At 61.3% G+C, this 26964-nt stretch carries 22 protein-coding genes; 6 read left to right on the top strand and 16 right to left on the bottom strand.

What is annotated here, in order from left to right; genetic code table 11:
• The first annotated feature begins 409 nt into the window (after nt 1–409).
• The 6 genes from AC1RDQ_RS14980 to AC1RDQ_RS15005 all read left to right on the top strand — a co-directional run bounded on the left by AC1RDQ_RS14980 (nt 410) and on the right by AC1RDQ_RS15005 (nt 8932).
• Entirely contained in the window at nt 410–1570 is a 1161-nt protein-coding gene (locus AC1RDQ_RS14980; protein ID WP_057713371.1) for an efflux RND transporter periplasmic adaptor subunit, read from the top strand.
• Nucleotides 1567–4668: a multidrug efflux RND transporter permease subunit gene (locus AC1RDQ_RS14985; protein WP_492587620.1), complete on the top strand. Its 3102-nt coding sequence runs from the start codon at nt 1567–1569 to the stop codon at nt 4666–4668. The genes AC1RDQ_RS14980 and AC1RDQ_RS14985 overlap by 4 nt, the downstream gene beginning before the upstream one ends.
• A gap of 9 nt (nt 4669–4677) precedes the next feature.
• Entirely contained in the window at nt 4678–5355 is a 678-nt protein-coding gene (locus tag AC1RDQ_RS14990; protein WP_056726212.1) for a heavy metal response regulator transcription factor, read from the top strand.
• Nucleotides 5345–6709 carry a heavy metal sensor histidine kinase gene (locus tag AC1RDQ_RS14995; protein ID WP_218494228.1) on the top strand — a complete coding sequence of 455 codons (1365 nt, stop codon included), beginning with the start codon at nt 5345–5347 and terminating at the stop codon, nt 6707–6709. Before AC1RDQ_RS14990 ends, AC1RDQ_RS14995 begins: the two co-directional genes overlap by 11 nt.
• Before the next feature lie 248 nt (nt 6710–6957).
• On the top strand, nt 6958–7182 hold the full coding sequence (locus AC1RDQ_RS15000; RefSeq protein ID WP_057713368.1) for a hypothetical protein: 225 nt from the start codon (nt 6958–6960) through the stop codon (nt 7180–7182).
• A 247-nt stretch (nt 7183–7429) separates the two neighbouring features.
• Nucleotides 7430–8932 (top strand): sensor domain-containing diguanylate cyclase, encoded by a 1503-nt coding sequence (locus tag AC1RDQ_RS15005; RefSeq protein WP_492587622.1) that lies wholly within the window; start codon nt 7430–7432, stop codon nt 8930–8932.
• A gap of 174 nt (nt 8933–9106) precedes the next feature.
• Here AC1RDQ_RS15005 and lpxC read toward each other — a convergent pair whose 3' ends face one another.
• The 16 genes from lpxC to mraZ form a co-directional block, all read right to left on the bottom strand.
• On the bottom strand, nt 9107–10018 hold the full coding sequence (gene lpxC / locus AC1RDQ_RS15010) for a UDP-3-O-acyl-N-acetylglucosamine deacetylase (protein WP_007916984.1): 912 nt from the start codon (nt 10016–10018) through the stop codon (nt 9107–9109).
• A gap of 112 nt (nt 10019–10130) precedes the next feature.
• Nucleotides 10131–11324, bottom strand: coding sequence for a cell division protein FtsZ (ftsZ, locus tag AC1RDQ_RS15015; protein WP_007972612.1), 1194 nt, complete (start codon nt 11322–11324; stop codon nt 10131–10133).
• 73 nt (nt 11325–11397) lie between these two features.
• Nucleotides 11398–12657, bottom strand: a complete 1260-nt coding sequence (gene ftsA, locus AC1RDQ_RS15020; RefSeq protein WP_007989901.1) for a cell division protein FtsA — start codon at nt 12655–12657, stop codon at nt 11398–11400.
• Nucleotides 12658–12672: 15 nt separating this feature from the next.
• On the bottom strand, nt 12673–13542 hold the full coding sequence (locus AC1RDQ_RS15025) for a cell division protein FtsQ/DivIB (RefSeq protein ID WP_057713366.1): 870 nt from the start codon (nt 13540–13542) through the stop codon (nt 12673–12675).
• A 4-nt stretch (nt 13543–13546) separates the two neighbouring features.
• Nucleotides 13547–14530, bottom strand: coding sequence for a D-alanine--D-alanine ligase (locus AC1RDQ_RS15030; RefSeq protein ID WP_057713365.1), 984 nt, complete (start codon nt 14528–14530; stop codon nt 13547–13549).
• Nucleotides 14527–15987, bottom strand: coding sequence for a UDP-N-acetylmuramate--L-alanine ligase (gene murC / locus AC1RDQ_RS15035; protein WP_007989894.1), 1461 nt, complete (start codon nt 15985–15987; stop codon nt 14527–14529). Before murC ends, AC1RDQ_RS15030 begins: the two co-directional genes overlap by 4 nt.
• Nucleotides 15980–17050, bottom strand: a complete 1071-nt coding sequence (murG, locus tag AC1RDQ_RS15040; protein WP_046041926.1) for an undecaprenyldiphospho-muramoylpentapeptide beta-N-acetylglucosaminyltransferase — start codon at nt 17048–17050, stop codon at nt 15980–15982. Before murG ends, murC begins: the two co-directional genes overlap by 8 nt.
• Complete coding sequence (ftsW, locus tag AC1RDQ_RS15045; protein ID WP_056726220.1) at nt 17040–18257, bottom strand: putative lipid II flippase FtsW; 1218 nt, start codon at nt 18255–18257, stop codon at nt 17040–17042. Before ftsW ends, murG begins: the two co-directional genes overlap by 11 nt.
• The gene (gene murD / locus AC1RDQ_RS15050; protein WP_492587624.1) at nt 18254–19600 is read right to left on the bottom strand and encodes a UDP-N-acetylmuramoyl-L-alanine--D-glutamate ligase; all 1347 of its coding nucleotides are present in this window, start codon (nt 19598–19600) and stop codon (nt 18254–18256) included. Before murD ends, ftsW begins: the two co-directional genes overlap by 4 nt.
• A gap of 6 nt (nt 19601–19606) precedes the next feature.
• Nucleotides 19607–20689, bottom strand: a complete 1083-nt coding sequence (gene mraY / locus AC1RDQ_RS15055; protein ID WP_015096766.1) for a phospho-N-acetylmuramoyl-pentapeptide-transferase — start codon at nt 20687–20689, stop codon at nt 19607–19609.
• Entirely contained in the window at nt 20689–22056 is a 1368-nt protein-coding gene (locus tag AC1RDQ_RS15060; RefSeq protein ID WP_492587626.1) for a UDP-N-acetylmuramoyl-tripeptide--D-alanyl-D-alanine ligase, read from the bottom strand. The genes mraY and AC1RDQ_RS15060 overlap by 1 nt, the downstream gene beginning before the upstream one ends.
• Nucleotides 22049–23512 carry a UDP-N-acetylmuramoyl-L-alanyl-D-glutamate--2,6-diaminopimelate ligase gene (locus tag AC1RDQ_RS15065; RefSeq protein WP_057713360.1) on the bottom strand — a complete coding sequence of 488 codons (1464 nt, stop codon included), beginning with the start codon at nt 23510–23512 and terminating at the stop codon, nt 22049–22051. The genes AC1RDQ_RS15060 and AC1RDQ_RS15065 overlap by 8 nt, the downstream gene beginning before the upstream one ends.
• Nucleotides 23512–25251: a peptidoglycan D,D-transpeptidase FtsI family protein gene (locus tag AC1RDQ_RS15070; protein ID WP_173677933.1), complete on the bottom strand. Its 1740-nt coding sequence runs from the start codon at nt 25249–25251 to the stop codon at nt 23512–23514. The genes AC1RDQ_RS15065 and AC1RDQ_RS15070 overlap by 1 nt, the downstream gene beginning before the upstream one ends.
• Entirely contained in the window at nt 25251–25544 is a 294-nt protein-coding gene (gene ftsL, locus AC1RDQ_RS15075; protein ID WP_007998257.1) for a cell division protein FtsL, read from the bottom strand. The genes AC1RDQ_RS15070 and ftsL overlap by 1 nt, the downstream gene beginning before the upstream one ends.
• Entirely contained in the window at nt 25541–26488 is a 948-nt protein-coding gene (gene rsmH / locus AC1RDQ_RS15080) for a 16S rRNA (cytosine(1402)-N(4))-methyltransferase RsmH (RefSeq protein WP_007972589.1), read from the bottom strand. The genes ftsL and rsmH overlap by 4 nt, the downstream gene beginning before the upstream one ends.
• Nucleotides 26485–26940 (bottom strand): division/cell wall cluster transcriptional repressor MraZ, encoded by a 456-nt coding sequence (gene mraZ / locus AC1RDQ_RS15085; RefSeq protein ID WP_007917012.1) that lies wholly within the window; start codon nt 26938–26940, stop codon nt 26485–26487. Before mraZ ends, rsmH begins: the two co-directional genes overlap by 4 nt.
• Between the last annotated feature and the right edge of the window lie 24 nt (nt 26941–26964).

Raw genomic sequence — 26964 nt, forward strand, 5'->3', positions numbered from 1 at the left:
GTTCATCCGGGGATTGGCGCGCAGCGCCGTTCGACGCAGTCGAACTCATTGCATGTAGGTCGAAGCGAAGCCGACCGGAGGGCAATGCCCCCGGATGAATGCCGGAGCGAAGGCACGCCGAGCCCCAGCGAGGGGCCGGACGTTCGGGGCGAGCGCTTTTTTTGCTTACTTTTTTTGAGGCGCTTGTTAAAAAAAGTGAGTCGCCGTAAGGGCGAAACCAGAAGTGGCCGTTACCGAAGAAACGGATATGTACACGGTCAACCAAGAACATGGTCGGCCCAAAGGCCGCCAAGTCCCCCCAAACTGACAGCGCCGTCAGTTAGCCGTCACCCTCCTGACCAGCAAACAGGTTTATAAAGGAAACTACCTTACCCACCTACCGACCACCCAGCCCCGGCGCCCCACTCGCATGCGAATCCAGAAAAAATCCGCCCTGCTCGTCGCCCTTCTGATCGTCCTGGCAGCGCTGGGCCTGTGGTACGCCACCAAACCGGCCAAGGCCAAACTCGCCACCCCCACCGCCATCCCGGTGCGCGTGGTCGCCGTCGCCGAAAAAGACGTACCGCGCTACGTCAGCGGCATCGGTTCGGTACTGTCCCTGCACAGCGTCGTGGTCCGCCCGCAAATCGACGGCATCCTCACCAGACTGCTGGTCAAGGAAGGCCAACTGGTGAAAAAAGGTGACCTGCTGGCCACCATCGACGACCGGTCGATCCGCGCCAGCCTCGACCAGGCCCGGGCACAACTGGGCGAAAGCCAGGCGCAACTGCAAGTGGCGCTGGTCAACCTCAAGCGCTACAAGCTGTTGAGTGTCGACGACGGCGTGTCCAAGCAGACTTACGACCAGCAACAAGCCCTGGTCAACCAGCTCAAGGCCACCGCCCAAGGTAACCAGGCCTCGATTGACTCCGCCGAGGTACAGCTTTCCTACACACAAATTCGCTCCCCGGTCAGCGGTCGTGTCGGCATTCGTACCGTCGACGAAGGCAACTTCCTGCGCATGACCGACACCCAAGGCCTGTTCACCGTGACCCAGATCGACCCGATCGCTGTGGAATTCTCCCTGCCGCAGCAAATGCTGCCGACCCTGCAAGGCCTGATCAACGACCCACAGCACGCCCGGGTCAAGGCCTACATTGGGGCCGACACCGACGGCGAAACCGGCAACCTGCTCGGCGAAGGTCACCTGACCCTGATCGACAACCAGATCAACGCCAACACCGGCACCATCCGCGCCAAAGCCGAATTCGACAACGACGCACAGAAACTCTGGCCGGGCCTGCTGGTGACGGTAAAGATTCAGACAGCCCTGGATAAAGACGCGCTGGTGGTGCCGCCGACAGTCGTACAACGCGGCCTCGACCAGCACTTCGTGTACCGGGTCAATGGTGACAAGGTCGAAGCCGTGCAGGTGCAGATGGTCTATCAAGGCAGCGGCCAGGACATCATCAAGGGTGTGAAGCCGGGTGATGTTCTGGTCAGCGATGGTCAGTCGCGGCTCAAGCCCGGCGCTACTGTGCAAGTGCTGACCGAGCCACCTCAGGTGGTGCGATCGGAGGCGGCGCAATGAAGGGCCATGGTTCGATTTCAGCCTGGTGCATCGACCACCCGGTGGCCACGGTCCTGCTGACGTTCGCCCTGGTGCTGCTGGGTGTCATCGCGTTTCCGCGCCTGCCGGTAGCGCCGTTGCCGGAGGCAGAATTCCCGACCATCCAGGTGGCCGCGCAACTGCCCGGCGCCAGCCCGAAAACCATGGCTTCCTCGGTGGCCACACCCCTTGAAGTACAATTCAGTGCCATTCCCGGGGTAACCCAGATGACCTCGAGCAGTGCACTGGGCTCGACCAACCTGACCCTGCAATTCACCCTCGACAAGAGCATCGACACCGCCGCCCAGGAAGTGCAGGCAGCGATCAACACCGCCGCGGGCAAACTGCCCAAGGACATGCCGAACCTGCCGACCTGGCGCAAGGTCAACCCGGCCGACAGCCCGGTGCTGATCCTCAGCGTCAACTCCTCGCTGATGCCTGGCCCTGAGCTCAGCGACCTGACGGAAACCCTGTTGTCCCGTCAGCTCAGTCAGGTCGACGGTGTAGGCCAGGTCGTCATCACCGGTCAGCAGCGTCCGGCGATCCGTGTCCAGGTGTCCGCCGACAAACTCGCCGCCATCGGCCTGACCCTGGCGGACATTCGCCTGGCGATCCAGCAGACCAGCCTCAACCTGGCCAAAGGGGCGCTGTACGGCGAATCAAGCATTTCAACCCTGTCGACCAACGACCAGTTGTTCCACCCCGACGAATACAGCCAGTTGATCGTTTCCTACAAGGACGGTGCACCGGTTCACCTCAAGGATGTCGCGAAAGTCGTCAACGGTTCGGAAGATGCCTACGTTCAGGCCTGGGCGGGCTCGCAACCGGGCGTGAACCTTGTGATTTTCCGCCAGCCAGGCGCCAACATCGTCGAGACCGTGGATCGCATTCAGGCCGCGCTGCCGGCGCTGCAAGCGATGTTGCCCGCCTCGGTGCAGGTAAAGGTGTTGATCGACCGCACCCAGACCATCCGCGCCTCGCTGCACGAGGTGGAAATCACCTTGATGATCGCTGTGATGCTGGTGGTGGCGGTGATGGCGCTGTTCCTGCGCCAACTGTCGGCCACGCTGATCGTGTCGGCAGTGCTCGGTGTGTCGCTGATCGCCAGCTTTGCGCTGATGTACGTCATGGGCTTCAGCCTGAACAACCTCACGCTGGTGGCGATCGTGGTCGCCGTGGGCTTTGTGGTGGACGATGCGATCGTGGTGGTGGAGAACATTCACCGGCATCTGGAGGCCGGCGACGGCATGCGCGAGGCGGCGATCAAGGGTGCCGGCGAGATCGGTTTTACCGTGGTGTCGATCAGTTTCTCGCTGGTGGCGGCGTTCATTCCGCTGCTGTTCATGGGCGGTGTGGTCGGCCGGCTGTTCAAGGAGTTCGCCCTGACCGCCACCTCCACCATCATGATTTCGGTGGTGGTTTCGCTGACGTTGGCACCGACCCTCGCTGCGCTGTTCATGCGCGCGCCCGTGCATCATGCCCACGACAAACCGGGCTTTGGCGAGCGTCTGCTGGCATGGTACGAAAAAGGCCTGCGCCACGCCCTCACCCATCAGCGCTTGATGATCGGCGTGTTCTGCCTGTCACTGGGCCTGGCCGTTGCCGGGTACATTCTGATCCCGAAAGGTTTCTTCCCGATCCAGGACACCGGTTTCGTCCTCGGCACCACCGAAGCCGCTGCCGACATTTCCTACGGCGACATGGTGAAAAAACACCTGGCAATGGCGGAAATCGTCGCCGCCGACCCTGCGGTGGAAACGTTCTCGCACTCGGTCGGGGTTTCCGGCAGCAACCAGACCATCGCTAACGGCCGCTTCTGGATCACCCTGAAAAAACGCAGCGACCGCGATGTCTCGGCCAGTCAGTTCATTGACCGGATTCGCCCGCAACTGATGAAAGTCCCGGGCATCGTCCTGTACCTGCGTGCGGGGCAAGACATCAACCTCAGCTCCGGCCCGAGCCGCGCCCAGTACCAATACGTGCTCAAGAGCAACGACGGTGCGACCCTCAGCACCTGGACCCAACGCTTGACGGAAAAACTGCGCAGCAACCCGGCGTTCCGCGATATTTCCAACGACCTGCAACTGGGCGGCAGCATCACCCACATCAGCATCGACCGTAGCGCCGCTGCACGTTTCGGCCTCACCGCCAGTGACGTCGACGAAGCCCTGTACGATGCTTTCGGCCAGCGTCAGGTCAATGAATTCCAGACCCAGATCAACCAGTACAACGTGATCCTGGAACTGGATACAAAGCAGCGCGGCAAGGCCGAAAGCCTCAACTACTTCTACCTGCGCTCGCCCCTGAGCGGGGAAATGGTGCCGCTGTCGGCCCTGGCCAGGTTCGATGCGCCGACTGTCGGCCCGCTGTCCATCGCCCATGACGGGATGTTCCCCGCCGCCAACCTGTCGTTCAACCTGGCCCCCGGCGTGGCACTGGGCGATGCGGTGATCATGCTCAACCAGGCCAAGGCCGACATTGGCATGCCGACCGCCATCAGCGGTAATTTCCAGGGCGCGGCCCAGGCGTTCCAGAGTTCGCTGGCCAGCCAGCCGTGGCTGATCCTGGCGGCGCTGTTGGCGGTGTACATCATTCTCGGCGTGCTCTACGAGAGCTTCGTGCACCCGCTGACGATCATTTCGACCTTGCCTTCGGCGGGCCTCGGCGCGGTGATCATGCTGTGGATTTGCGGCCAGGACTTTTCCATCATGGCCTTGATCGGACTGGTGCTGTTGATCGGTATCGTCAAGAAGAACGGCATCCTGATGATCGACTTCGCCCTCGAAGCGCAGCGCAATGGCGGAATGTCGCCTGAGGACGCGATTTTCAAGGCCTGCATCACACGGTTCAGGCCGATCATCATGACTACCCTCGCCGCCCTGCTCGGCGCTCTGCCGTTGATGCTCGGCTATGGCACCGGCGCCGAATTGCGCCAGCCCCTGGGGATCGCGGTGGTCGGCGGTTTGCTGGTGAGCCAGGCGCTGACGCTGTTCACCACACCGGTCATATACTTGTGGCTTGAGCGGCTATTCCATCGACCTAAACCTGCGCCAGAACCGGTGCTGGCGACCACAGACTGAGGCGGGGTCATGCGCGTTCTGATTATCGAAGACGAAGAAAAAACCGCAGACTATTTGCATCGCGGCCTGACGGAACAGGGTTTCACCGTGGATCTGGCCCGCGATGGTGTGGAAGGTCTGCACCTGGCGCTGGAGAGCGACTACGCGGTGATCGTCCTCGACGTCATGCTGCCGGGCCTCGACGGCTTCGGTGTGTTGCGCGCCCTGCGTGCGCGCAAGCAAACCCCGGTGATCATGCTCACCGCCCGCGAGCGTGTGGAAGACCGCATCAAGGGCTTGCGTGAAGGCGCCGATGACTATCTGGGCAAACCGTTTTCCTTCCTTGAACTGGTGGCACGCCTGCAAGCGCTGACCCGGCGCAGCGGCGGTCATGAACCGGTGCAAGTGAGCATCGCCGACCTGTGGATAGATTTGATCAGCCGCAAGGCCACCCGCGCCGGTACACGCCTGGACCTGACCGCCAAGGAGTTCTCGCTGCTCAGTGTACTGGCCCGGCGCCAGGGTGAAATCCTCTCGAAAACCGCCATTGCCGAGATGGTCTGGGACATCAATTTCGACAGCGACGCCAACGTCGTCGAAGTCGCGATCAAACGCCTGCGGGCCAAGCTCGACGGGCCGTTCGAAGAGAAACTTCTGCACACCATTCGTGGCATGGGTTATGTGCTGGAGAGCCGTGGTGTCCAGTAATTCCATCGCCCTGCGTCTGAGCGCAATGTTCACGCTGGTGGCGCTGCTGGTGTTCCTGCTGATCGGCTGGGCGCTGTACCAGCAGGTCGACAAGGGCCTGGGCCTGCTGCCAGAAGCCGAACTCGATGCGCGCTACAGCGTGCTCGAATCCACGGTCGGCCGTTACGGCACGCCTGAGCACTGGGTGAAGATCAACAACAAGCTCAACCTGCTGAGCGAAGAAGACAAGCGCATCAGTTTCTGGATCATCAGCGGCGATCCACACTACGAATACGGCAACCTGACCTCGCAGATCCGTGCCTTTGCCCAAGGCCCGCTGGGCACGCGCGACATGCATCTGCCGGAGCACCCGTATCCGCTGAAAGTGCTGGTCAGCGAGTTTCCGGCCAAGGACCAGCGCCCAGCGTTGCGCTTCATGATCGCCATCGACACCGAAACGTTTTTCCATACCCAGCATCACCTGCTGGTCGCACTGATCAGCCTGGCGATTGCCGGTGTTCTGCTGGCCTCGGCACTGGGTTATTGGGTGGCGCGGATCGGGCTCAAGCCGCTGATCAAACTGTCCCAGGAAGCCCAGCGCCTGGCCCCGCCGTTGCGCTCGGGGCGCTTGCGATTGTCACCGTTGCCGCCGGAACTCGATCAATTCGTCAGCTCGTTCAACTCGACCCTGGAACGGGTCGAGCAAGCCTACTCGCGCCTTGAGTCATTCAACGCCGATGTCGCCCACGAACTACGCTCGCCACTGACCAACCTGATCGGCCAGACCCAGGTCGCATTGACCCGCGGGCGCTCCGCCGAGCACTACTTCGAAGTGCTGCAATCGAACCTCGAAGAGCTTGAGCGACTGCGTTCGATCATCAACGACATGCTGTTTCTCGCCAGCGCCGACCAGGGCAGCAAGGCGACCAAGCTCACCTCAACCTCGCTGGCCGATGAGGTGGCCACGACCCTGGAATATCTGGATTTCATTCTCGAAGACGCTCAGGTCCAGGTTGAGGTCAGTGGTGACGCGCAGGTGCGCATCGAGATCGCCCATCTGCGCCGGGCATTGATCAACTTGCTGAATAATGCGGTGCAGCACACCGCGCCCGGGCAGGTGATTCAAGTGCGGATCGAAGCCCAGGAGCATCAAGTCAGCATCGGCGTCGCCAACCCGGGTTCGCCGATTGCCAACGAACATCTGCCGCGCCTGTTCGAACGCTTCTACCGGGTCGATGCGTCGCGCAGCAACAGCGGCCACAATCACGGTTTGGGGCTGGCCATCGTCAAGGCGATTGCGTTGATGCATGGCGGCGATGTGTTCGTGCGCAGTGATCATGGGATGAATACGTTCGGGATTCATCTGCCCGTCTGAAACCCTCTCCTTTGTGGGAGCGAGCTTGCTCGCGATGCAGGCGACTCGGTGCAACTTCTGAACCGAGGTGATGCTATCGCGAGCAAGCTCGCTCCCACCTTGGTTACGGGTTGAACACAAGTGTGCGGCCAACCAACTATTGCCATAACCGCAATAGTCCTTTCATGAATCCGCTCTTTTTCCCCTCGCCTCATATCCTTATCTTTGCCCGCACCAAACAGCACTTGCCAAGCAAGAAGGTTTTAAAAATGTCCAACAGTATGGGTATTGCCAGCGCTTTCGTTTTGTCCTCTTTGTTCCTGTCGCCATTGGCGATGGCGGAAGAATCGCAGACTTTCGTTGCGCATAACGCCGCACGCGCTGCAACGTTCGAAGAGCATCAGATCGAGATGACGGCCAAGGCTGCTCAAGACTCCCAAGCCCCGCAGGCATCCAGCATCCAGGCCCAGCCACTGGCCGAGAAAGACAGCTGACCCGCACCGATCACTCCCGTTTCCCTCAACACTTTTCATCGGCTCTTCCCTTTGAGAGGTTGTCTTCAAAGCCGCTGCTGTCAGCGGCTTTTTTTATAGTGGCGACTCGGCCTTCATTGCAATTTGCGCAATGAAAGTCACTGACGCCCACACCCAAGATCAATCGTTCGAGCAACGGGAACGATTCACTCGGCTGCTACGTTTATGCAACTACGCTTAGAGCGTCCCTTTAGCGAACGTCAGCCCTATGACCGCAAGCCGCACCGCACATTTTCAAGGCCCGACCGGGCGACCCGAGATCATGGTGATCTTCGGCAGTACCCTGACCGTCATCTCGATCCTGTGCATCGTCACTTTCCTGCTGATCCGCGAACACGCCTACGCCCAGCAGACCGCCACACGCAGCGCGACCACCATCGCGCAACTGATCGATACCGATGTCCTGCGTACGGTCGAGCTCTATGACTTGACCTTGCAGGGCCTGATCGCCGCCGCCCAACGGGACGACCTTAAACAGGTTGCACCGCAGATCCGTCATCTGGTGCTGTTCGACCGCTCCACCACTGCGCGCTACAAGGGCGACATCCTGCTGCTGGACAAGCACGGCGACGTGCTGGCCGACTCATCATTGATCGAGCCGAAACCGGGCAACTTCGCTGACCGCGATTATTTCCTGGCCCATGCCTTCAATCACGACACCGGCATGTTTATCAGCCGACCGTTCAAGCCACGCTGCGACTGCGATGACAGCGACGAATGGCGCATCAGTTTCAGCCGGCGCATTTCTTCGCCCACGGGTGAGTTTCTGGGGGTCGCGGTGGCGTCGATGCGCATGAGCTACTTCGACCAACTGTTCAACAGCCTCGACATCGGCAACGGCAGTACGCTGGGCATCATCAACGATGACGGGATCCTCCTGGCGCAGAAACCGTACCGGGAGCAAAACGCCATCGGCAATAGCCTCTCCAGCCGTCCCAACGTCGTACGCATGCTGCGCGAGCGCAGTGGTACCTTTGAAAGCGTATCGAGTGTCGATCATCAACGGCGCCTGTACACCTTTACCCGGGTCGGCAATCTTCCGCTGACCGTCATCGTGGCCCTTTCCATCGACGAAGTGTTCGCCACCTGGAACCGCACGGCCTATGTGATCAGCGGTGCAACAGGGGTCTTGTGCATTGGCCTGTTGTGGCTGACCTGGCTGCTCTGCCGCGAGCTGCGACGGCGCCAAAGTGCCGAGCAGGAATTGGCGCAACTGGCGGCCACCGATGCCTTGACCGGCGTGGCCAACCGTCGATCCCTTGATCAGACCCTGCGCCATGAGTGGTTTCGTGCGCAGCGCAGTGGCAGGCCGTTGTCGTTGCTGATGATCGATGCCGATCACTTCAAGGCCTTCAATGACCGGCACGGACATCAGGCCGGCGACGAAGCCTTGCGGGCGTTGGCCGAGGTCCTGCGCGCCAATGTCCATCGCCCGACGGATCTGGTGGCGCGCTATGGCGGCGAGGAGTTTTCGGTGGTCCTGGCCGAAACTGACAGTGAAGGCGCGAAGCAGATCGCCGAGTACATCCGCGAGGCGGTGCAGAAACTGCCACTGGTGGACGCCGGTGAGCCGCCGATGAGTGTGAGTATCGGTATTGCCACCTGGACGGCGGCCAGCGATATCAACCTGGAGCAATTGCTGTTCAGTGCCGACAAGGCGCTGTATCAGGCCAAGGAAGGGGGGCGTAACCGGGTGGTGTGTGCCGAATAGGATTTTCATTGGATGGGCAGACGCCATCGCGAGCAAGCTCGCTCCCACAGGGGAATGCAATCCACTGTAGGAGCGAGCCTGCTCGCGATGAGGCCAGCCCAGGCACTACAAACTTCGGAACATAAAAAAAGGCCACCCGAAGGCAGCCTTTAAAAAACTAGAGAGGTTTTTTGCTTACACGGCCGCAACCGGACGCATGTAAGAGATCGGTGCAGTGCTGGCGTCTTCGAACGTCACGACTTCCCAGGCATCTGTCTGCTCAATCAACTTGCGCAGCAGCTGGTTGTTCAGTGCGTGGCCGGACTTGAAGCCCTTGAACTCACCAATCAGGCTATTGCCCAGCAGGTAGAGGTCACCAATTGCATCGAGAATCTTGTGCTTCACAAATTCGTCTTCATAGCGAAGGCCGTCTTCGTTCAGTACGCCATCGGCGTCGACCACAATAGCGTTTTCAACGCTGCCGCCGAGTGCGAGGTTGTGCTTGCGCAGGTACTCGATGTCACTCATGAAACCGAAAGTACGGGCGCGGCTGACTTCTTTTACGAACGAAGTGCTGGAAAAATCCACGCTTGCACTTTGGGTGCGGTCCCGGAAAACCGGGTGATCGAAATCGATCTCGAAGCTCACCTTGAACCCTTCGAAAGGGACGAAAGTGGCGCGCTTGTCGCCGTCTTCCACTGTCACTTCACGCAGGATGCGGATGAATTTCTTGGCGGCGTCCTGTTCTTCCAGGCCTGCCGATTGAATCAGGAATACGAAGGGTCCAGCGCTGCCATCCATGATCGGGACTTCGGACGCGGAGAGCTCGACGTAGGCGTTATCGATGCCCAGGCCAGCCATGGCCGAGAGCAAGTGCTCTACCGTGTCCACTTTGACGTCGCCATTGATCAGCGTGGTCGACATAGTGGTTTCACCGACGTTTTCCGCGCGGGCAGGAATTTGCACCACAGGGTCGAGGTCAGCGCGACAAAACACAATGCCAGTGTCGACAGGCGCAGGCTTGAGGGTCAGGTAGACCTTCTCCCCGGAGTGCAGGCCTACACCTGTGGCACGGATAATATTTTTCAGTGTGCGTTGTTTAATCATGGCTTGGGCCGCTTCAGCGCAAATTGCGAACTGGTATCAACAAAGGCTGGCGATGATAGCAGACCACGCCTTTGCTGAACACCAATCACCTTCATAGCCCTGATACATTCCATCAATCGGCCTGACGACGCAGGAAAGCCGGGATGTCCAGGTAGTCCAGATCATCTTGCGGATTCATCTTCGCGGCAGTCGCAGCACCGGCCTGAGCCTGGTTGCGCATGACGGTCGGACGGTCCAGGTCACGGTAGTTCACCGCTGGAGCTTCCTGACGAACAGGGGCCTGTTGTTGTGGCTGTGCAGCCATCGAAGTGTGAACGGTGTTGTCGATGACCTTCACAGGCTTCTCGATTTTAGCGCCCAGACCTGTGGCAACGACAGTCACGTGCAGCTCGTCGCGCATGTCCGGATCGATAACGGTACCGACCTTGACCATCGCGTGCTCGGAGGCGAATGCCTCGATGATGCTACCCACGTCGGAGTATTCACCCAGGGACAGATCCGGACCGGCGGTAATGTTCACCAGGATGCCGCGAGCGCCTTGCAGGTTCACGTCTTCCAGCAGCGGGTTGCGAATGGCCGCTTCGGTGGCTTCGCGTGCACGGTTCGGACCGCTGGCGCAGCCAGTGCCCATCATTGCCATGCCCATTTCGCTCATCACGGTACGCACGTCGGCGAAGTCGACGTTGATCATGCCCGGACGCTTGATGATGTCGGAGATACCGCGGACGGCACCGGCCAGTACATCGTCTGCCTTGGCGAAAGCCGACAGCAGGCTGGCGTCTTTACCGAGGATGGTCAGCAGCTTCTCGTTGGGAATGGTGATCAACGAGTCGACGCTTTCGGAGAGCATGCGGATGCCTTCGTCGGCGATCTGCATACGCTTGCGGCCTTCGAACGGGAACGGACGGGTCACGACCGCAACGGTCAGGATGCCCATTTCCTTGGCCACTTCGGCGATGATCGGCGCAGCACCGGTACCGGTACCGCCGCCCATGCCAGTGGTGATGAACACCATGTTGGTGCCCTGCAGCACTTCGGCAATGCGCTCACGGTCTTCCAGAGCGGCTTGACGGCCGACTTCAGGGTTGGCGCCAGCGCCCAGACCCTTGGTCACGCCGGTGCCCAGTTGCAGGATGGTCCGCGCGCCGATGTTTTTCAGCGCTTGAGCATCGGTGTTGGCGCAGATGAACTCAACGCCTTCGATGTTGCTCTTGACCATATGGTTGACAGCGTTGCCGCCGCCACCGCCGACACCGATAACTTTGATTACCGGGCTTGCGGGGATGTTGTCTACGAGTTCGAACATTTTCCCTCTCCTTTACATTCTCTAGTTTTTTCGCCTACTGCGTGCTTCGGTGTAACGGTATTGCGGTAAATCTTCAGAAATTGCCCTGGACCCACTTCTTCAGGCGGTCCAGCAGCGGAGCCTGTGGCTCTTCGTTGCTGTAGCTGTCGCGACTGCCGATGCCCGAGAACGAGATGCCGTCGGACTGCTTCTGCAGGCCGTACATCAACAGGCCGACGCCGGTGGAATAGATCGGGTTGCGTACCACGTCATCCAGACCTTTCACGCCGTGAGGCACGCCCAGGCGCACCGGCATGTGGAAGATTTCCTCGGCCAGTTCGGTAGCGCCTTCCATCTTCGACGTACCGCCGGTCAGCACGATGCCGGCCGGGATCAGGTCTTCGTAGCCGCTGCGGCGCAGTTCGGCCTGGATCAGCGTGAACAGCTCGTCGTAGCGCGGCTCGACCACTTCGGCCAAGGCCTGGCGGGACAGCTCACGTGGTGGACGGTCGCCAACGCTTGGTACCTTGATGGTTTCACCGGCACCGGCCAGTTTGGCCAGTGCACAGGCGTAGCGGATCTTGATTTCTTCGGCGTACTGGGTCGGAGTGCGCAACGCCATGGCGATGTCGTTGGTCACCTGGTCACCGGCAATCGGGATCACCGCGGTGTGACGGATCGCGCCTTCGGTGAAGATCGCGATGTCGGTAGTACCGCCACCGATGTCCACCAGGCACACGCCCAGCTCTTTCTCGTCATCGGTCAGTACCGAGTACGCGGAAGCCAGTTGCTCGAGAATGATGTCGTCGATTTCCAGACCGCAGCGGCGCACGCATTTTTCAATGTTCTGCGCAGCGTTGACGGCGCAGGTGACCACGTGGACCTTGGCTTCCAGACGTACGCCGGACATGCCCAGCGGTTCGCGGACGCCTTCCTGGTTATCGATTACGTAATCCTGCGGCAGGGTGTGCAGCACGCGTTGGTCAGCCGGGATCGCCACGGCCTGGGCAGCGTCGAGCACACGCTCAAGGTCCGCCGAGCTGACTTCGCGATCACGAATCGCCACGATGCCGTGGGAGTTCAGGCTGCGGATGTGATTACCGGCCACGCCGACGAACGCCGAGTGAATGCGGCAACCAGCCATCAGCTGCGCTTCTTCGATGGCGCGCTGGATCGATTGCACGGTGGACTCGATGTTCACCACCACGCCTTTTTTCAGGCCACGGGACGGATGGGTGCCGATCCCGACGATTTCCAGCGTGCCGTCGTCCGCGACCTCGCCCACCAGCGCCACCACCTTGGAGGTGCCGATATCGAGACCGACGATCATTTTGCCGCTTTGCACGTTTGCCATGGGTCCTGCCTCTTCTTAATTCTTCGCGACAGCGGGTTGGGCTGCCGTGGGCGCTACAGGTTCCCGCCAGCCAACAGCGAGGCCGTTGGCGTAGCGCAGATCGATGCGCGCAATGTTCGTAATCTGTTCTTTGAGCGTCTTGTCATAGATGGCGATGAAACGGCGCATCTTTTCCACCTGGTTGCCGCGTCCCAGCAGCAGTTCTATCCCGGGACCCGCACTGCCGGGGCCGGTGGTCAGGAACCAGCTGCCGCGATCACGCAGTTCGAGGCGTGCAATCGAGAAGCCCAGCGGCCTGAGCATCTGGCTCAGTACCTGGTATTGCTGCATCACTTGCTGCTGAGCCCGCTGTGGGCCGAACAGCTGTGGCAGGTGTTCATAGTTCGCCAGCTCGCGCGGGGTGAAGGCCTGGCCCTGGTTGTTCAACAGCGACTCGTCGCCCCAACGGGCCACCGGCAGTTGTTCTTCCAGGCGGATCACCACTTGATCCGGCCACACCCTGCGCACTTCGGCGTGGGCAATCCATGGCATCTGTTCCAGCTCGGTGCGCATGCTCGCCAGGTCGATGGTGAAGAAGCTCGACGCCACGTAGGGGGCGATCCGCTGCTGCACCGCTTGCTGGCTGATGTAACTCAGGTCGCCCTGCACGTTGATCTTGGTGATCGGCCTGTCGGCATACGGCAACAACCGTGTCGCGCCTTCATAAGTACCGAACCCCAAAGCCACCAGCAGTACCGGCCAGAACAACGCTTTGAGAAAACCGAAGTTGGCTTTCGGCAGGCGCGCGGACATCGGCTCTTTGGCCACCATTCGGCTGGCCCCCCGCGGTACCGGCTTGCGGCCGGTCGGTGCGGTGGGCTGATGTCTGAGCTGAGCGCCTTGCATGGCCTTAACCTCTCGTCGACTCTTGGTTACCGGCAGTCTTGCCGACAACGCTCTCGGCCAGAATGGCCAGAACCAGTTGCTGGAAATCCAGACCGGCGGCACGCGCCGCCATCGGCACCAGGCTGTGATCGGTCATGCCCGGTGCGGTGTTGACTTCCAGGAACCAGAACTGCCCTTCGGCGTCCTGCATCACGTCTGCCCTGCCCCAACCGGCGATACCCAGCGCTTCACAGGCTTTCGCCGTGAGGTCCATGAGTTCCTTTTCCTTGGCGCTGTCCAGACCGCACGGAATGCGGTACTGGGTATCGTTGGCGATGTACTTGGCGTCGTAGTCGTAGAAGCTGTGCGTGGTGCCCAGGGCAATCGGCGGCAACACCTGGTCACGCAGGGTGGCGATGGTGAACTCCGGACCGTGAATCCATTGCTCGACCAACACTTGCGAATCGTAGGTACTGGCCGCTTTCCATGCGTCGATCAATTCGGACGCGGAACTCACTTTGGCCATACCGATACTTGAACCTTCATGGGCCGGTTTGACGATCAAAGGGAAGCCCAGTTCCGTCGCCGCCGAAATACAATCGGCCTCGCTGCTCAGTACCGCGTGACGTGGGGTTGGAATGCCCAGGCTGTGCCAGACCTGCTTGGTGCGCAGTTTGTCCATGGCCAGGGCCGAAGCCAGGATGCCGCTGCCGGTGTACGGAATGCCCAGGCATTCGAGCAGGCCCTGCATGCTGCCGTCTTCACCGCCACGGCCGTGGAGGATGATGAAGGCGCGGTCGATTTTTTCGTTGAGCAGACGCTGCAGCAGGTCATCGCCCACGTCGAGGCCGAACGCGTCCACACCGGCGCTTTGCAGTGCGTCCAGAACGGCGTTACCCGACTTCAGGGAGACCTCACGCTCGGCGCTCTTGCCGCCGAACAGCACGGCGACGCGGCCGAAGTCTTTCGGCGCGATCGTGGAGACCAGGTTGGCGTAGGCAACAGTCATTTCAACTTCCCCTTCTCCGGTGCGGCAACGGCACCGGCGAACAACTCACTTTTCAACAGTTTTGGTGCGAGACCGCCGATATCACCGGCGCCCTGGCACAGCAGGATGTCGCCGGCGCGCAGCAGCGGCTTGACCACTGGCGCGAGGTCGACGCCACGCTCGATGTAGATCGGGTCGAGCTGGCCACGCTGACGGATGCTGTTACACAGCTTGCGGCTGTCGGCGCCCGGAATCGGCTCTTCGCCGGCCGGATAGACTTCCATCAGCAGCAGTACGTTGGCGTCGGCCAGCACATTGACGAAATCGTCGTACAGGTCACGGGTGCGGCTGTAACGGTGCGGTTGGTAGACCATCACCAGGCGGCGCTCCGGCCAGCCACCGCGTACGGCCTTGATCACGGCCGCGACTTCCGTCGGGTGGTGACCGTAGTCATCGACCAGCATCACATTGCCGCCGTCCACCGGCAGTTCGCCGTAGACCTGGAAGCGTCGGCCGACCCCCTGGAACCCGGACAGGCCCTGGACGATGGCTTCATCGCTGACGCCTTCGTCGGTGGCGATGCAGATGGTCGCAAGGGCATTCAATACGTTGTGGTTGCCCGGCATGTTCACCGAAACATCCAGTGGCTCGCGGTCGGGACGCAGTACGGTGAAGAAGGTCTGCATGCCTTGCTGGCGCACGTTGATGGCGCGCACGTCGCAGTCTTCGCCGAAGCCGTAAGTAACGGTCGGACGCTTGACCTGCGGGAGGATTTCACGCACCACCGGATCGTCCAGGCACACCACGGCCAGACCATAGAACGGCAGGTTGTGGAGGAACTCGACGAAGGTTTTCTTCAGTTTGTTGAAGTCACCGTCGTAGGTCGCCATATGATCGGCGTCGATGTTGGTGACCACAGCCACCAGCGGCTGCAAGTGCAGGAAGCTGGCGTCGCTTTCGTCGGCTTCGGCGATCAGGTAGCGGCTGGTGCCAAGCTGGGCATTGGTGCCCGCGGCATTCAGGCGGCCACCGATCACGAATGTCGGGTCCAGGCCACCGGCGGCGAACACCGAAGCGATCAGACTGGTGGTCGTGGTTTTGCCGTGGGTACCGGCAACGGCGATACCGTGGCGATAACGCATCAGCTCAGCCAGCATCTCTGCACGTGGCACCACCGGGATACGGCGTTCCAGCGCGGTAGCGACTTCCGGGTTGGACGTGTTCACGGCGCTCGACACCACCAGCACGTCGGCGGCCGCGGCGTTCTCGGCGCGATGGCCGATGAAGATCTGCGCGCCGAAGGACTCCAGGCGTTCAGTCACCGGCGAAGCCTTCAGGTCAGAGCCGGACACGGCATAACCCAGGTTCAGCAGCACTTCGGCAATCCCGCACATGCCCACACCGCCGATACCGACGAAGTGGATGCGACGGATGCGGCGCATTTCTGGTTGCGGCATGGCTTTCTGACTCTCAACCATGGGCCACCTCCAGGCAGCTATCGACCACGTTACGGGTGGCATCGGGTTTGGCGAGGCGGCGTGCCGCGGTAGCCATTTCGTTGAGTCGTTGTGGTTGCATCAGGACCTCTGTCAGGCGAGCGGCAAGATCCGCTGCGCCAGTCGTTCTTTGTGGCATCAGGAAGGCTGCGCCTTCACGGGCCAAATATTCGGCGTTGCGGGTCTGGTGATCATCGATGGCGTGAGGCAAAGGCACCAGCATCGAGGGCAGACCGGCGGCGGCCAGTTCACTGATGGTCAGCGCGCCTGCGCGACATACCACCAGGTCGGCCCAGCTGTAGGCTTGGGCCATGTCTTTGATGAAGGGCTGCACCTGCGCCTCGACGCCAGCCGCGCGATAACGCTCTGCAGTCACTTCATCGTGGTTTTTGCCGGCCTGATGGAACACTTCCGGACGCAAATCGGCAGCGACTTGCGACAGGGCTTCAGGCAGCAACTTGTTCAACGGTTCTGCGCCCAGACTTCCGCCCAGGATCAGCAAACGCGCCTTGCGACCGGCCAGGGCAGGTCGCGATGTCTCGAGGAACAGCTCGGTGCGCACCGGATTACCGGTGGTCCGGCGGCTGTCCGACAGGGTAAAGGTGTCGGGGAACGCTTCACAGACTCGGGCGGCCAACGGCACCAGCAACCGATTGGCGGTACCGGCCACGGCGTTCTGTTCGTGAACGATCACCGGCACACCGGCCAGTTTGGCCGCGACGCCGCCAGGACCGGTCACAAACCCACCAAAGCCAACGACGCAGACCGGCTGCAGACGGCGAATGATCGCCCGCGCCTGCCAGACCGACTTGAACAACATGAACGGTGCCTTTAGCAGGGACAATTTGCCCTTGCCGCGCAGACCGCTGGCATTGATCCGATGCAGTTCGATACCGGCCGCCGGCACCAGATCGTTCTCGATCCCACGCGGGGTGCCGAGCCAGTGCACGGTGTAGCCGCGCGCCTGGAATTCGCGGGCACAGGCCAGCGCCGGGAACACGTGGCCACCGGTACCGCCAGCCATGATCATGACGTTAGCGCCCATGGTTCGGCTCCTCGGCGAAGTCGCTCTCATGGAACTCCATCTCTTCGCTGCCCAGGTGGGTTCGACTTTCCCACTCGATGCGCAGCAACAAGCCGAGACAGGCGCAGCAAATCACCAACGAACTACCGCCATAACTGAGGAACGGCAGGGTCAGCCCCTTGGTCGGCAGCAGGCCGACATTCACGCCGATGTTGATCAGGAACTGGCCGATCCACAGGAACGACAGACCGTATGCCACATAAGCTGCGAAAAACTGCTTGGCCTTTTCAGCCCACAAACCGATGTACATGCCACGAATACACACGAAGACAAACAGTGCCACGGTGCACAACGAACCCACCGCACCCAGCTCTTCGGCCAGGACCGAGAACACGAAGTCAGTGTGGGCTTCCGGCAGGTAGAACTGTTTCTGCACGCTGTTGCCCAGGCCCACGCCCAGCCATTCGCCGCGACCGAAGGCGATCAATGCCTGGGACAACTGATAGCCAGCGCCGAACTGGTCGGCCCATGGGTCGGCAAAGTTGGTCAGACGCGCCATTCGATACGGCTGCATTTGAATCAACAGAACCACTGCGCCGACGGCCAGGACCACCATCAGGGAAAAGCGGAACAACCCGACGCCGCCAAGGAACAGCATCGCCGCCGCGGCCCCCATCATCACGACGGTGGCACCGAAGTCCGGCTCCATCAGCAGCAGGCCCGCCATCGGCAGCAGCACGATGAACGGCTTGAAGAAGCCCATCCAGCTTTCACGCACTTCTTTCTGGCGACGCACCAGATAACCGGCGAGGTAGATCACCACGAACACCTTGGCGATCTCGGATGGCTGGACGTTGAAGAAACTGAATCCGATCCAGCGCATCGAACCGTTCACTTCACGACCGATCCCCGGGATGATCACCATCACCAGCAGGCCGAACGCCCCCAGCAGCATCAGCCAGCCCAGGCGTTGCCAGGTGGCAATCGGGATCATCATGGTGACGATGCAGGCACCCAGGCCCAGCACCACGTAAATAAGGTGGCGAATCATGTAATACAGGGCGCTGCCCGACTGCACGGCCGCCACTTCGGTCGATGCCGAGGCGATCATGATCAGCCCCAGGCCGAGCAGCGTCAGGCAGCCGGCGAGCATCGGGAAGTCGAGGTCGATACCGCGCCCGGTGATGAGCGGCGATGGATACGGCTTGATGATGCCTTTGAGGCTCATGCCAGATCCTCCACGGCTTGGACGAACTGGTGACCACGGTCTTCGTAGTTCTTGAACATGTCGAAACTGGCGCAGGCAGGCGACAGCAGCACCACGTCGCCCGACTGGGCTGCAGCGCGGCATTGCTCGACGGCTTCGACCAGGGAACCGGCGCGGATCAGCGGTACGGCATCGCCGATGGCTTCACCGATCTTGTCGGAGTCACGCCCCATCAGGACCACGGCGCGGCAGTTGGCCGCCACCGGATCGCGCAGGTCCTTGAACTCGGCACCCTTGCCGTCGCCACCGGCGATCAGCACGATCTTGCCGTCGATGTCCGCGCCGAGGCCTTCGATGGCCGCCAGTGCGGCACCGACGTTGGTGGCCTTGGAATCGTTGTAGTAACCCACGCCGTCGAGGTCGCGGACCCATTGGCAGCGATGCTCGAGACCGGCGAAGGTGCGCAGGCTCGACAGCATGGCATCGAACGGCAGGCCGACGGCATGGCCCAGGGCCAGGGCTGCCAGGGCGTTGGACTGGTTGTGGGCGCCGCGAATCTTCAATTCGCGCACTGGCATCAGGTTCTGGAATTCGAAGCCCAGGTATTTCTCGCCGTCTTCTTCACGAATACCGAAAGCCTTGAAATCGGGTTTGCTCAGGCCGAAGGTCCAGCATGGCTGGCCCTCGCCCATCAGCGGACGGCTCAGGGCGTCCTGGCGATTGACCACGAACTGCCTGGCGCCACGGAAGATCCGGTGCTTGGCCAGGTGATAGGCCGGCAGACCGCTGTAACGGTCCATGTGGTCTTCGCTGATGTTGAGCACGGTCGCCACTTCGGCGTTGAGTTGGTCGGTGGTTTCCAGCTGGAAACTCGACAGCTCCATCACGTACAACTCGATATCGTCGCTGAGCAGGTCCAGCGCCGGGGTGCCGAGGTTGCCGCCGACGGCAACTCGCTTGCCAGCCGCAGCCGCCATTTCGCCGACCAGCGTGGTGACGGTGCTTTTCGCGTTGGAGCCGCTGATGGCCACGATCGGCGCCTTCGCGTTACGCGCGAACAGCTCGATGTCACCGGACAATTTCACGCCACGGGCGGCGGCGGCCTGCAGGGCCGGGGTCGCCAGCGCCAGGCCGGGGCTCACGTAGAGCTCGTCGGCACGGCACAGGAACTCGACATCCAACTCGCCACAACGCACTTCCACGTGCGGATAGTCACGCTTGAGCGCGGCCAGTTCCGGTGGATTTTCCCGCGTATCGGCCACGGCAAACGCCACGCCCCGGTTCGCCAGGAAGCGAACCAGGGACATGCCGCTCTTGCCGAGGCCGACAACGATGCGGAAGTGGTCAGAAGCGATCAGAGACACTTGTTTCTACCTCAGCTTCAGGGTGGCAAGGCCGATCAGCACGAGAATCACGGTGATGATCCAGAAACGGACGATCACGCGCGGCTCGGGCCAGCCCTTGAGTTCAAAGTGGTGGTGAATGGGCGCCATGCGGAATACGCGGCGACCGGTCAGTTTAAAAGAGGCGACCTGAATGACGACTGACAGGGTTTCCATCACGAACACGCCGCCCATGATGAACAGGACGATTTCCTGACGGACGATCACCGCGATGGTGCCCAGGGCCGCGCCCAGCGCCAGTGCGCCGACGTCACCCATGAAGACTTGTGCCGGATAGGTGTTGAACCACAGGAAGCCCAGGCCGGCTCCGATCAACGCGCCACAGAACACAATCAACTCGCCTGCGCCCGGTACGTAAGGAATCAGCAGGTATTCGGCGAACTTCACGTTACCCGACAGGTAGCAGAAAATGCCCAGGCCACCACCAACCATCACGGTCGGCATGATCGCCAGGCCGTCGAGGCCGTCGGTCAGGTTGACCGCGTTGCTCGAACCGACAATGACGAAATAGGTCAGCACGATGAAGCCGGCGCCCAGCGGAATGCTGTAGTCCTTGAGCATCGGCAGGATCAGCGTGGTTTCCACCGGCGTGGCGGCAGTCATATAAAGGAAGATCGCCGCACCCAGACCGAATACCGATTGCCAGAAATATTTCCAGCGGCTCGGCAAGCCACGGGAGTTCTTCTCGATGACCTTGCGGTAGTCGTCGACCCAGCCGATGGCGCCGAACAGCAAGGTCACCAGCAGAACGACCCAGACGTAACGGTTGCTCAGGTCAGCCCACAGCAGGGTGCTGACACCGATGGACGACAGAATCAGCGCGCCGCCCATGGTCGGTGTACCCGACTTGGACAGGTGCGACTGCGGGCCGTCGTTGCGAACGGATTGACCGATCTGACGGTTCTGCAACGTGCGGATCATCCACGGGCCATAGCACAGCGACAGGACCAGCGCGGTCAGTACACCGAGAATCCCGCGCAGGGTCAGGTACTGGAAGACCGCGAAGCCTTTGTAGAACTGTTGCAGATACTCCGCTAGCAGCAGCAGCATTAATGTTTCTCCAGGCTGGACCCGCACAAGGCGGCGACGACGTTTTCCATCGCAGCGCTGCGCGACCCCTTGATCAAAATGGTGGTGTTTGTGTCTTGCTCGGCGTCCAGGGCCTTGATCAGTTCAGCTTGCGTGCTGAAGTGAAAAGCCTGAGGACCGAATGCGTTCACGGCGTGAGCCATCATTGGCCCGACGGCGTACAGCGCAGAAACCTTGCCACGGGCGTACGCGCCCACGTCGCGGTGCCCCTGCTCCGCCCATTCGCCCAACTCGCCGATATCCCCGAGCACCAGGACGGTGCGACCGGAAAAGCCGGCCAGTATATCAACGGCAGCGCACATGGAGGTGGGGTTGGCGTTGTAAGTGTCATCGATCACGCGCATGCCGTTGCTGGCCAGTTGCGCAACGGTTCGTCCCTTGACCGGTTGCACCGCGTCAAGGCCGGTGGCGATGCCAGACAGCGACACACCCAGGGCATGGGCGGCTGCGGCGGCGGCCATGGCATTGGCGACGTTATGGGTGCCGAGCAGGTTCAATTGAACGCGCTCCACGCCTTCAGGGCTGTGCAGGTTGAACGCCAGGCAGCCGCGGGCATCGGTAGTCAGGTCACTGGCGTAGAAATCGGCGCTGGCGTTGCTCAACGCAAACGTCAGCACTTTGCGGTCACCGGCGCGCGCCTTCCAGATACCGAATGCCTTGTCGTCAAGATTGAGAACGGCGACGCCATCGGCATCCAGCCCTTCGATGATCTCGCCCTTGGCTTCGACGATTTTGTCCGGGCCGCCGAACTCGCCGACGTGGGCGGTCCCGGCATTGTTGAGAATGGCCACGTGCGGCCGGGTCAGGCCGACGGTGTAGGCAATTTCACCCAGGCGCGAGGCACCCAGTTCGATCACGGCAGCGGCGTGTTCCGGTGCCAGTTCGAGCAAGGTCAGCGGCACGCCGAGGTCGTTGTTCAGGTTGCCACGGGTCGCCAGCACCGGACCACGGGTGCGCAGAATGCTCGCAAGCATCTCCTTGACCGTGGTCTTGCCGCTGGAACCGGTGACGGCCGCGACCGGATGGGTGTAGGCGGCGCGATTGAGCGCGCCCAACTGACCGAGGGCCTGGCGAGTGTCGCTGACCAGTAACTGCGGCAGCGTGCTGCCAGCGACTTCACGCTCGACCAGCGCAGCCACGGCGCCCTTGGCGGCGACTTCATTCAGATAGTCATGACCGTCAAAACGCGGGCCGGTCAGGGCAATAAACAGCTGGCCCGGCTTGATTGCACGGCTGTCAATGCTAACGCCGTCGAAGCTGGCATCGGCGGACACCAGGCGAGCACTCAGCGCACCGGTCAGTTCACTCAGTTTCAAGGCCTTAAGCATGGGCCACCTCCCACGCGGTCAAGGCATGATCGGCCTCGACCAGATCGGAAAAGGCATGGCGTTCGCCGTTGATTTCCTGATAGTCCTCGTGACCTTTCCCGGCCAGGACAATCACGTCATCCGCCGAGGCACTGGCGATCAACCGGGCAATCGCCTGACCACGACCGGCAACGAACTCCACTTTATCCACAGCCGTGAAACCGGCGCGGATGTCATCGAAAATCACTGCAGGGTCTTCAGTGCGCGGATTGTCATCGGTCACCAGCACGCCATCGGCCAGGCGCTCAACCACTTCGGCCATCAACGGACGCTTGCCGCGATCGCGGTCGCCGCCACAGCCGAACAGGCACAGCAACCGGCCCTTGGCGTGTGGACGCAGAGCCAGCAGCACTTTTTCCAGGGCATCCGGGGTGTGGGCGTAATCGACCACCACCAGCGGCTGCGAGCCACCGCCCAAGCGCTGCATGCGCCCGGCAGGGCCTTCAAGCTTCGGCAGCACCTTGAGAATTTCGTCCAGGGCGTAATCCAGACCGAGCAACGCACCGACCGCCGCCAGGACATTGCTCAGGTTGAAGCGACCGAGCAAGGTGCTGCGCAAGTGGTGCTCGCCCTGTGGCGTGACCAGCGTGGCGCGCACGCCTTCGTCGTCGAATTGCGCCTGACGGCAATACAGGTAGGCGCTGGAGTCTTCCAGGCTGTAGGTGATCAACCGCGACTCGCGCTTGTCGGCGGCCAGTTGCCGGCCGAACTTGTCGTCGAGGTTGACCACGCGGCATTTCAAGTCATTCCAGTCAAACAGCCTGGCCTTGGCTTCGCCGTAGGCCTGCATGGTGCCGTGATAATCCAGGTGATCGCGGGACAGGTTGGTCATCACTGCCACATCGAACGCCAGGGCAGTCACGCGCCCCTGATCCAGGCCATGGGAAGAAACTTCCATCGCCACGGCCTTGGCCCCGGCCTTTTTCAGGTCCGCCAGGGTCGCTTGCACGGCAATCGGGTTCGGCGTGGTGTGCAGGCCGCTTTCCAGCGCCCCATAGAAACCCGAACCGAGCGTGCCGACCAGGCCGCAGTGCTGGCCGAGCAGGTCCAGCGCCTGGGCGATCAATTGAGTCACGCTGGTCTTGCCGTTGGTACCGGTCACGCCCACCAGGTTCAGGTGGTGGCTCGGCTCGCCATAAAAACGCCCGGCGATGTCCGACAGCTGAGCCGCCAGACCTTTGACCGGAATCAACGGCACTTCAGTGATCGGCAGGACCGTGGCGCCTTCTACTTCATAGGCCACCGCGGCAGCACCACGCTGCAAGGCGTCAACCATATGCGCGCGCCCATCGAATTTCCCGCCCGGCACAGCGAGGAACAGATCACCCGCACGCACATTGCGGCTGTCCAGGGCGAGTTCGCGAATCAGCAGATCGTGGCCGGCGTGAGGGAAAATCTTGTTCAGGCTCAGGGACATCAGCCGCGCCCTCCATTGGCTTTCAGCGGAACGACCGGTGTTGCGTTCGCTTGTTGAGTAGGTGGCAGGTTGTCCGGGGTAATGTTCATCAGGCGCAGGGTCCCCGACATCACACGGCTGAACACCGGCGCGGAAACCAGGCCGCCGAAGTAACCGGCCTTGGTCGGCTCGTCGATGACCACCACGATGGCGTAACGCGGATCGCTCATCGGGCCGAAACCGGCGAACAGCGAACGGTAGGAGTTCACGGCGTAACCCTTGGTGCCGACCGAGGTTTTACGCGCAGTACCCGACTTGCCGCCCACGTGATACGCCGGCACCTGCGCACGGAACACACCGCGCGGGGCTTCGATCACTTGTTGCAGCATGCCTTGCATGGTTTTTGCGACGGCCTCCGGCAGTACCTGGGTGGTTTGCGGCGCCTTGTCGGTCTTGATCAGGGTCAGCGGTGCGAGGCGACCGTTGTTGGCCAGGGCCGAGAAGGCGTGGACCAGCTGGATCGCGGTCACGGAAACACCGTAGCCGTAGGACAGCGTGGCGGTTTCTGCCTTGCGCCATTCGCGGTAGTTCGGCAGATTGCCGACGCGCTCGCCCGGGAAGCCCAGGCCAGTGTCCTGGCCGAGGCCGACTTTCTGCGCCAGACGGAAAATGGTTTCGCCGCCGATATCGAACGCGACCTTGCTCATGCCGACGTTACTGGAATTGATCAGGATGCCGGTCAGGTCGAGCACCGGGCCTTCGGTCTTGGATACGTCCTTGATGGTGTACTTGCCAATCTGCAGGGAGCCCGGATACACCTCGACGGTATCGCTCGGTTTCCAGCGGCCGGTTTCGATGGCGGCGCTCATCGAGATCGCTTTCATGGTCGAGCCTGGCTCGAACACGTCGATCATCGCGCGGTTACGCATCATCGCCGGCTGCAGGTTGCGGCGGTTGTTCGGGTTGTAGGTCGGCTGGTTGACCATCGCGAGAATCTCGCCGGTCTTCACGTCCATGATCACCAGGCTGCCGGCCTTGGCGCCGTTCTCGATGATCGCGTTACGCAGTTCGCGGTTGGCCAGGTATTGCAGGCGCAGGTCAATGGACAACGCCAAGGGCTTGCCGGCCTTGGCGTTTTTGGTGACCTGGACATCCTTGATCAACCGGCCGCGCCGGTCCTTGATGACTTGTCGTTTACCCGGCACCCCGGCCAGCCATTCGTCATAGGCCAGCTCGATACCTTCCTTGCCATGGTCATCGATGTCGGTAAAGCCGACCATATGCGCGGTCACTTCACCGGCCGGATAGAAACGGCGGAACTCTTCGATGCCATAGACGCCAGGCACTTTGAGATCGAGCACCGCCTGGCCCTGCTCAGGCGTCAGCCCGCGCACCAGATAAATGAATTCCTTGTTGGCCTGCGCTTCAAGGCGCTCGGCCAGGGCTTTCGGGTCCTGCCCCAGGGCAGCCGCCAGTGCCGGCCACTTCTCTTTGGCCGTTTGCATTTCCTTGGCATTGGCCCAAAGGGTGGTGACCGGAGTGCTCACGGCCAAAGGCTCGCCGTTACGGTCGGTGATCAGTCCACGGTGAGCCGGAATCGGAATATGACGAACACTGCGGGCATCGCCCTGACCTTTAAGGAAGGCACGGTCGACCACTTGCAAATCGATGATGCGCCAGGCAATCGCGGCCACCATGATGCCGAGCAAACCCAGCACCACGCGGAACCGCCAAGGAAAGAGTGCACCTTCGAGTTTCATCATGGCGCCACCATCTTCACGTCAGCGGCACCGGGGATGTGCATTTTCAATTGTTCGGTGGCCAGCACTTCGATACGGCTGTGGGCGGTCCAGGTGCTCTGCTCCAGAATCAACCGGCCCCACTCCGCCTGCGCCTTGTCGCGCACGCTCAGTTCGTTGTACAGCGAATTCAATAGCTGACGGTTCCAGTGCGCGCTGTAAGACACGCCGATGGCCGACACGAGCACGCCGACAAACAGCAGCAGCATGAAGAAGCTTCCGCCGGGCAATGGCTTGGCGAAAAGCTTGCTCACCGCAGCTTCTCCGCCACACGCATGACAGCGCTACGGGAACGTGGGTTGGCTTTGAGTTCGGCGTCGGAGGCCGTCTGCGCTTTGCCATGGACTTTGATTTTCGGTTCGAAGGCGACATGCCGAACCGGCAGGTTGCGCGGCAGGTTGTCGGCTTCGCCTTTCACCAGTTTGCGCATGAACAGTTTGACGATACGGTCTTCCAGCGAATGGAAGCTGATCACCACCAGGCGACCGCCCACTTCCAGGCACTCCAGCGCGGCTTCGAGGCCGGTTTCCAGATCACCCAGTTCGTTGTTGACGTGGATACGCAACCCCTGGAACGCGCGGGTTGCGGGGTTCTTGCCCTTTTCCCAGGCTGGGTTGGCGACTTTCAGGACTTCTGCCAGGTCACCGGTGCGCTCGAATGGCTTGATGTCGCGACGTTCGGCCACAGCACGGGCCATGCGGCCGGAGAAACGCTCTTCGCCGTATTCCTTGAACACCCGGGCGATTTCTTCCACGGGCGCGGTGTTGACGAATTCGGCGGCGCTGATGCCACGGGACGGATCCATGCGCATGTCCAGCGGACCGTCGTTGAGGAAGCTGAAGCCGCGCTCAGGGTCGTCGAGCTGTGGCGAGGACACGCCAAGATCCAGCAACACGCCGCTGACCTTGCCGGCCAGACCGCGTTCGGCGACTTCCGAACCGAGCTCGGCAAAGCTGCGCTGCACAACGACAAAGCGGCCGTCTTCGGCCGCTAGCGTCTGCCCGGTGGCAATCGCTTGTGGATCTTTATCGAATCCGAGCAACCGACCATCGGGACCGAGCTGACTGAGGATCAACCGGCTGTGTCCGCCGCGTCCGAACGTGCCGTCCAGATAGCAGCCATCAGGACGTACGGCGAGAGCCTCGACGGCTTCGTCAAGCAGTACGGTGATGTGGTTAAAGCCGCTATCAATAGTCACAGGATCAAATCACGCAGTTCATCAGGCATCGCGCCCGGTTGTTGAATGGCAGCCAGGTCGGCGGCAGAAACCGCGTTCCAGGCATCCTCGTCCCACAATTGGAACTTGTTCAGTTGGCCTACCAACATCGCGCGCTTATCCAACTTGGCATATTCACGAAGACGCGGCGGAACCAGAAAACGACCACTGCCATCGAGCTCGAGGTCGACGGCATTACCAATCAGTAAACGTTGCAGGCGGCGGTTCTCTTCGCGAAGCGAAGGCAGTGCGCGCAGTTTGGTTTCAATAATTTCCCACTCATCGAGGGGGTAAACACACAAACAAGGATCAACGGCATCAATTGTCACGATCAATTGCCCGGAACTGCGCGAATCGAGCTCGTCACGGTACCGGCTCGGCATTGCGAGACGGCCCTTTGCATCGAGACTGATAGCGTTGGCTCCGCGAAACACGTCTGCGTTTCTCCAAATTCTAGC

It is taken from the genome of Pseudomonas sp. GW823-FHT02E01 (assembly GCF_058797535.1).

What these genes read in the sequence shown, in the direction of transcription:
- AC1RDQ_RS14980 (WP_057713371.1), top strand. Translation starts at nt 410, where the DNA reads ATGCGAATCCAGAAAAAATCCGCCCTGCTCGTCGCCCTTCTGATCGTC.
- murG (WP_046041926.1), bottom strand. Translation starts at nt 17,050, where the DNA reads ATGGGCGCTAACGTCATGATCATGGCTGGCGGTACCGGTGGCCACGTG.
- ftsA (WP_007989901.1), bottom strand. Translation starts at nt 12,657, where the DNA reads ATGGCAAACGTGCAAAGCGGCAAAATGATCGTCGGTCTCGATATCGGC.
- AC1RDQ_RS15000 (WP_057713368.1), top strand. Translation starts at nt 6,958, where the DNA reads ATGTCCAACAGTATGGGTATTGCCAGCGCTTTCGTTTTGTCCTCTTTG.
- lpxC (WP_007916984.1), bottom strand. Translation starts at nt 10,018, where the DNA reads ATGATTAAACAACGCACACTGAAAAATATTATCCGTGCCACAGGTGTA.
- murC (WP_007989894.1), bottom strand. Translation starts at nt 15,987, where the DNA reads ATGGTTGAGAGTCAGAAAGCCATGCCGCAACCAGAAATGCGCCGCATC.
- AC1RDQ_RS15005 (WP_492587622.1), top strand. Translation starts at nt 7,430, where the DNA reads ATGACCGCAAGCCGCACCGCACATTTTCAAGGCCCGACCGGGCGACCC.
- ftsW (WP_056726220.1), bottom strand. Translation starts at nt 18,257, where the DNA reads ATGAGCCTCAAAGGCATCATCAAGCCGTATCCATCGCCGCTCATCACC.
- AC1RDQ_RS15070 (WP_173677933.1), bottom strand. Translation starts at nt 25,251, where the DNA reads ATGAAACTCGAAGGTGCACTCTTTCCTTGGCGGTTCCGCGTGGTGCTG.
- ftsZ (WP_007972612.1), bottom strand. Translation starts at nt 11,324, where the DNA reads ATGTTCGAACTCGTAGACAACATCCCCGCAAGCCCGGTAATCAAAGTT.
- AC1RDQ_RS15030 (WP_057713365.1), bottom strand. Translation starts at nt 14,530, where the DNA reads ATGACTGTTGCCTACGCCAACCTGGTCTCCACGATCGCGCCGAAAGAC.
- AC1RDQ_RS15065 (WP_057713360.1), bottom strand. Translation starts at nt 23,512, where the DNA reads ATGTCCCTGAGCCTGAACAAGATTTTCCCTCACGCCGGCCACGATCTG.
- mraY (WP_015096766.1), bottom strand. Translation starts at nt 20,689, where the DNA reads ATGCTGCTGCTGCTAGCGGAGTATCTGCAACAGTTCTACAAAGGCTTC.
- AC1RDQ_RS15025 (WP_057713366.1), bottom strand. Translation starts at nt 13,542, where the DNA reads ATGCAAGGCGCTCAGCTCAGACATCAGCCCACCGCACCGACCGGCCGC.
- AC1RDQ_RS14985 (WP_492587620.1), top strand. Translation starts at nt 1,567, where the DNA reads ATGAAGGGCCATGGTTCGATTTCAGCCTGGTGCATCGACCACCCGGTG.
- AC1RDQ_RS15060 (WP_492587626.1), bottom strand. Translation starts at nt 22,056, where the DNA reads ATGCTTAAGGCCTTGAAACTGAGTGAACTGACCGGTGCGCTGAGTGCT.
- AC1RDQ_RS14990 (WP_056726212.1), top strand. Translation starts at nt 4,678, where the DNA reads ATGCGCGTTCTGATTATCGAAGACGAAGAAAAAACCGCAGACTATTTG.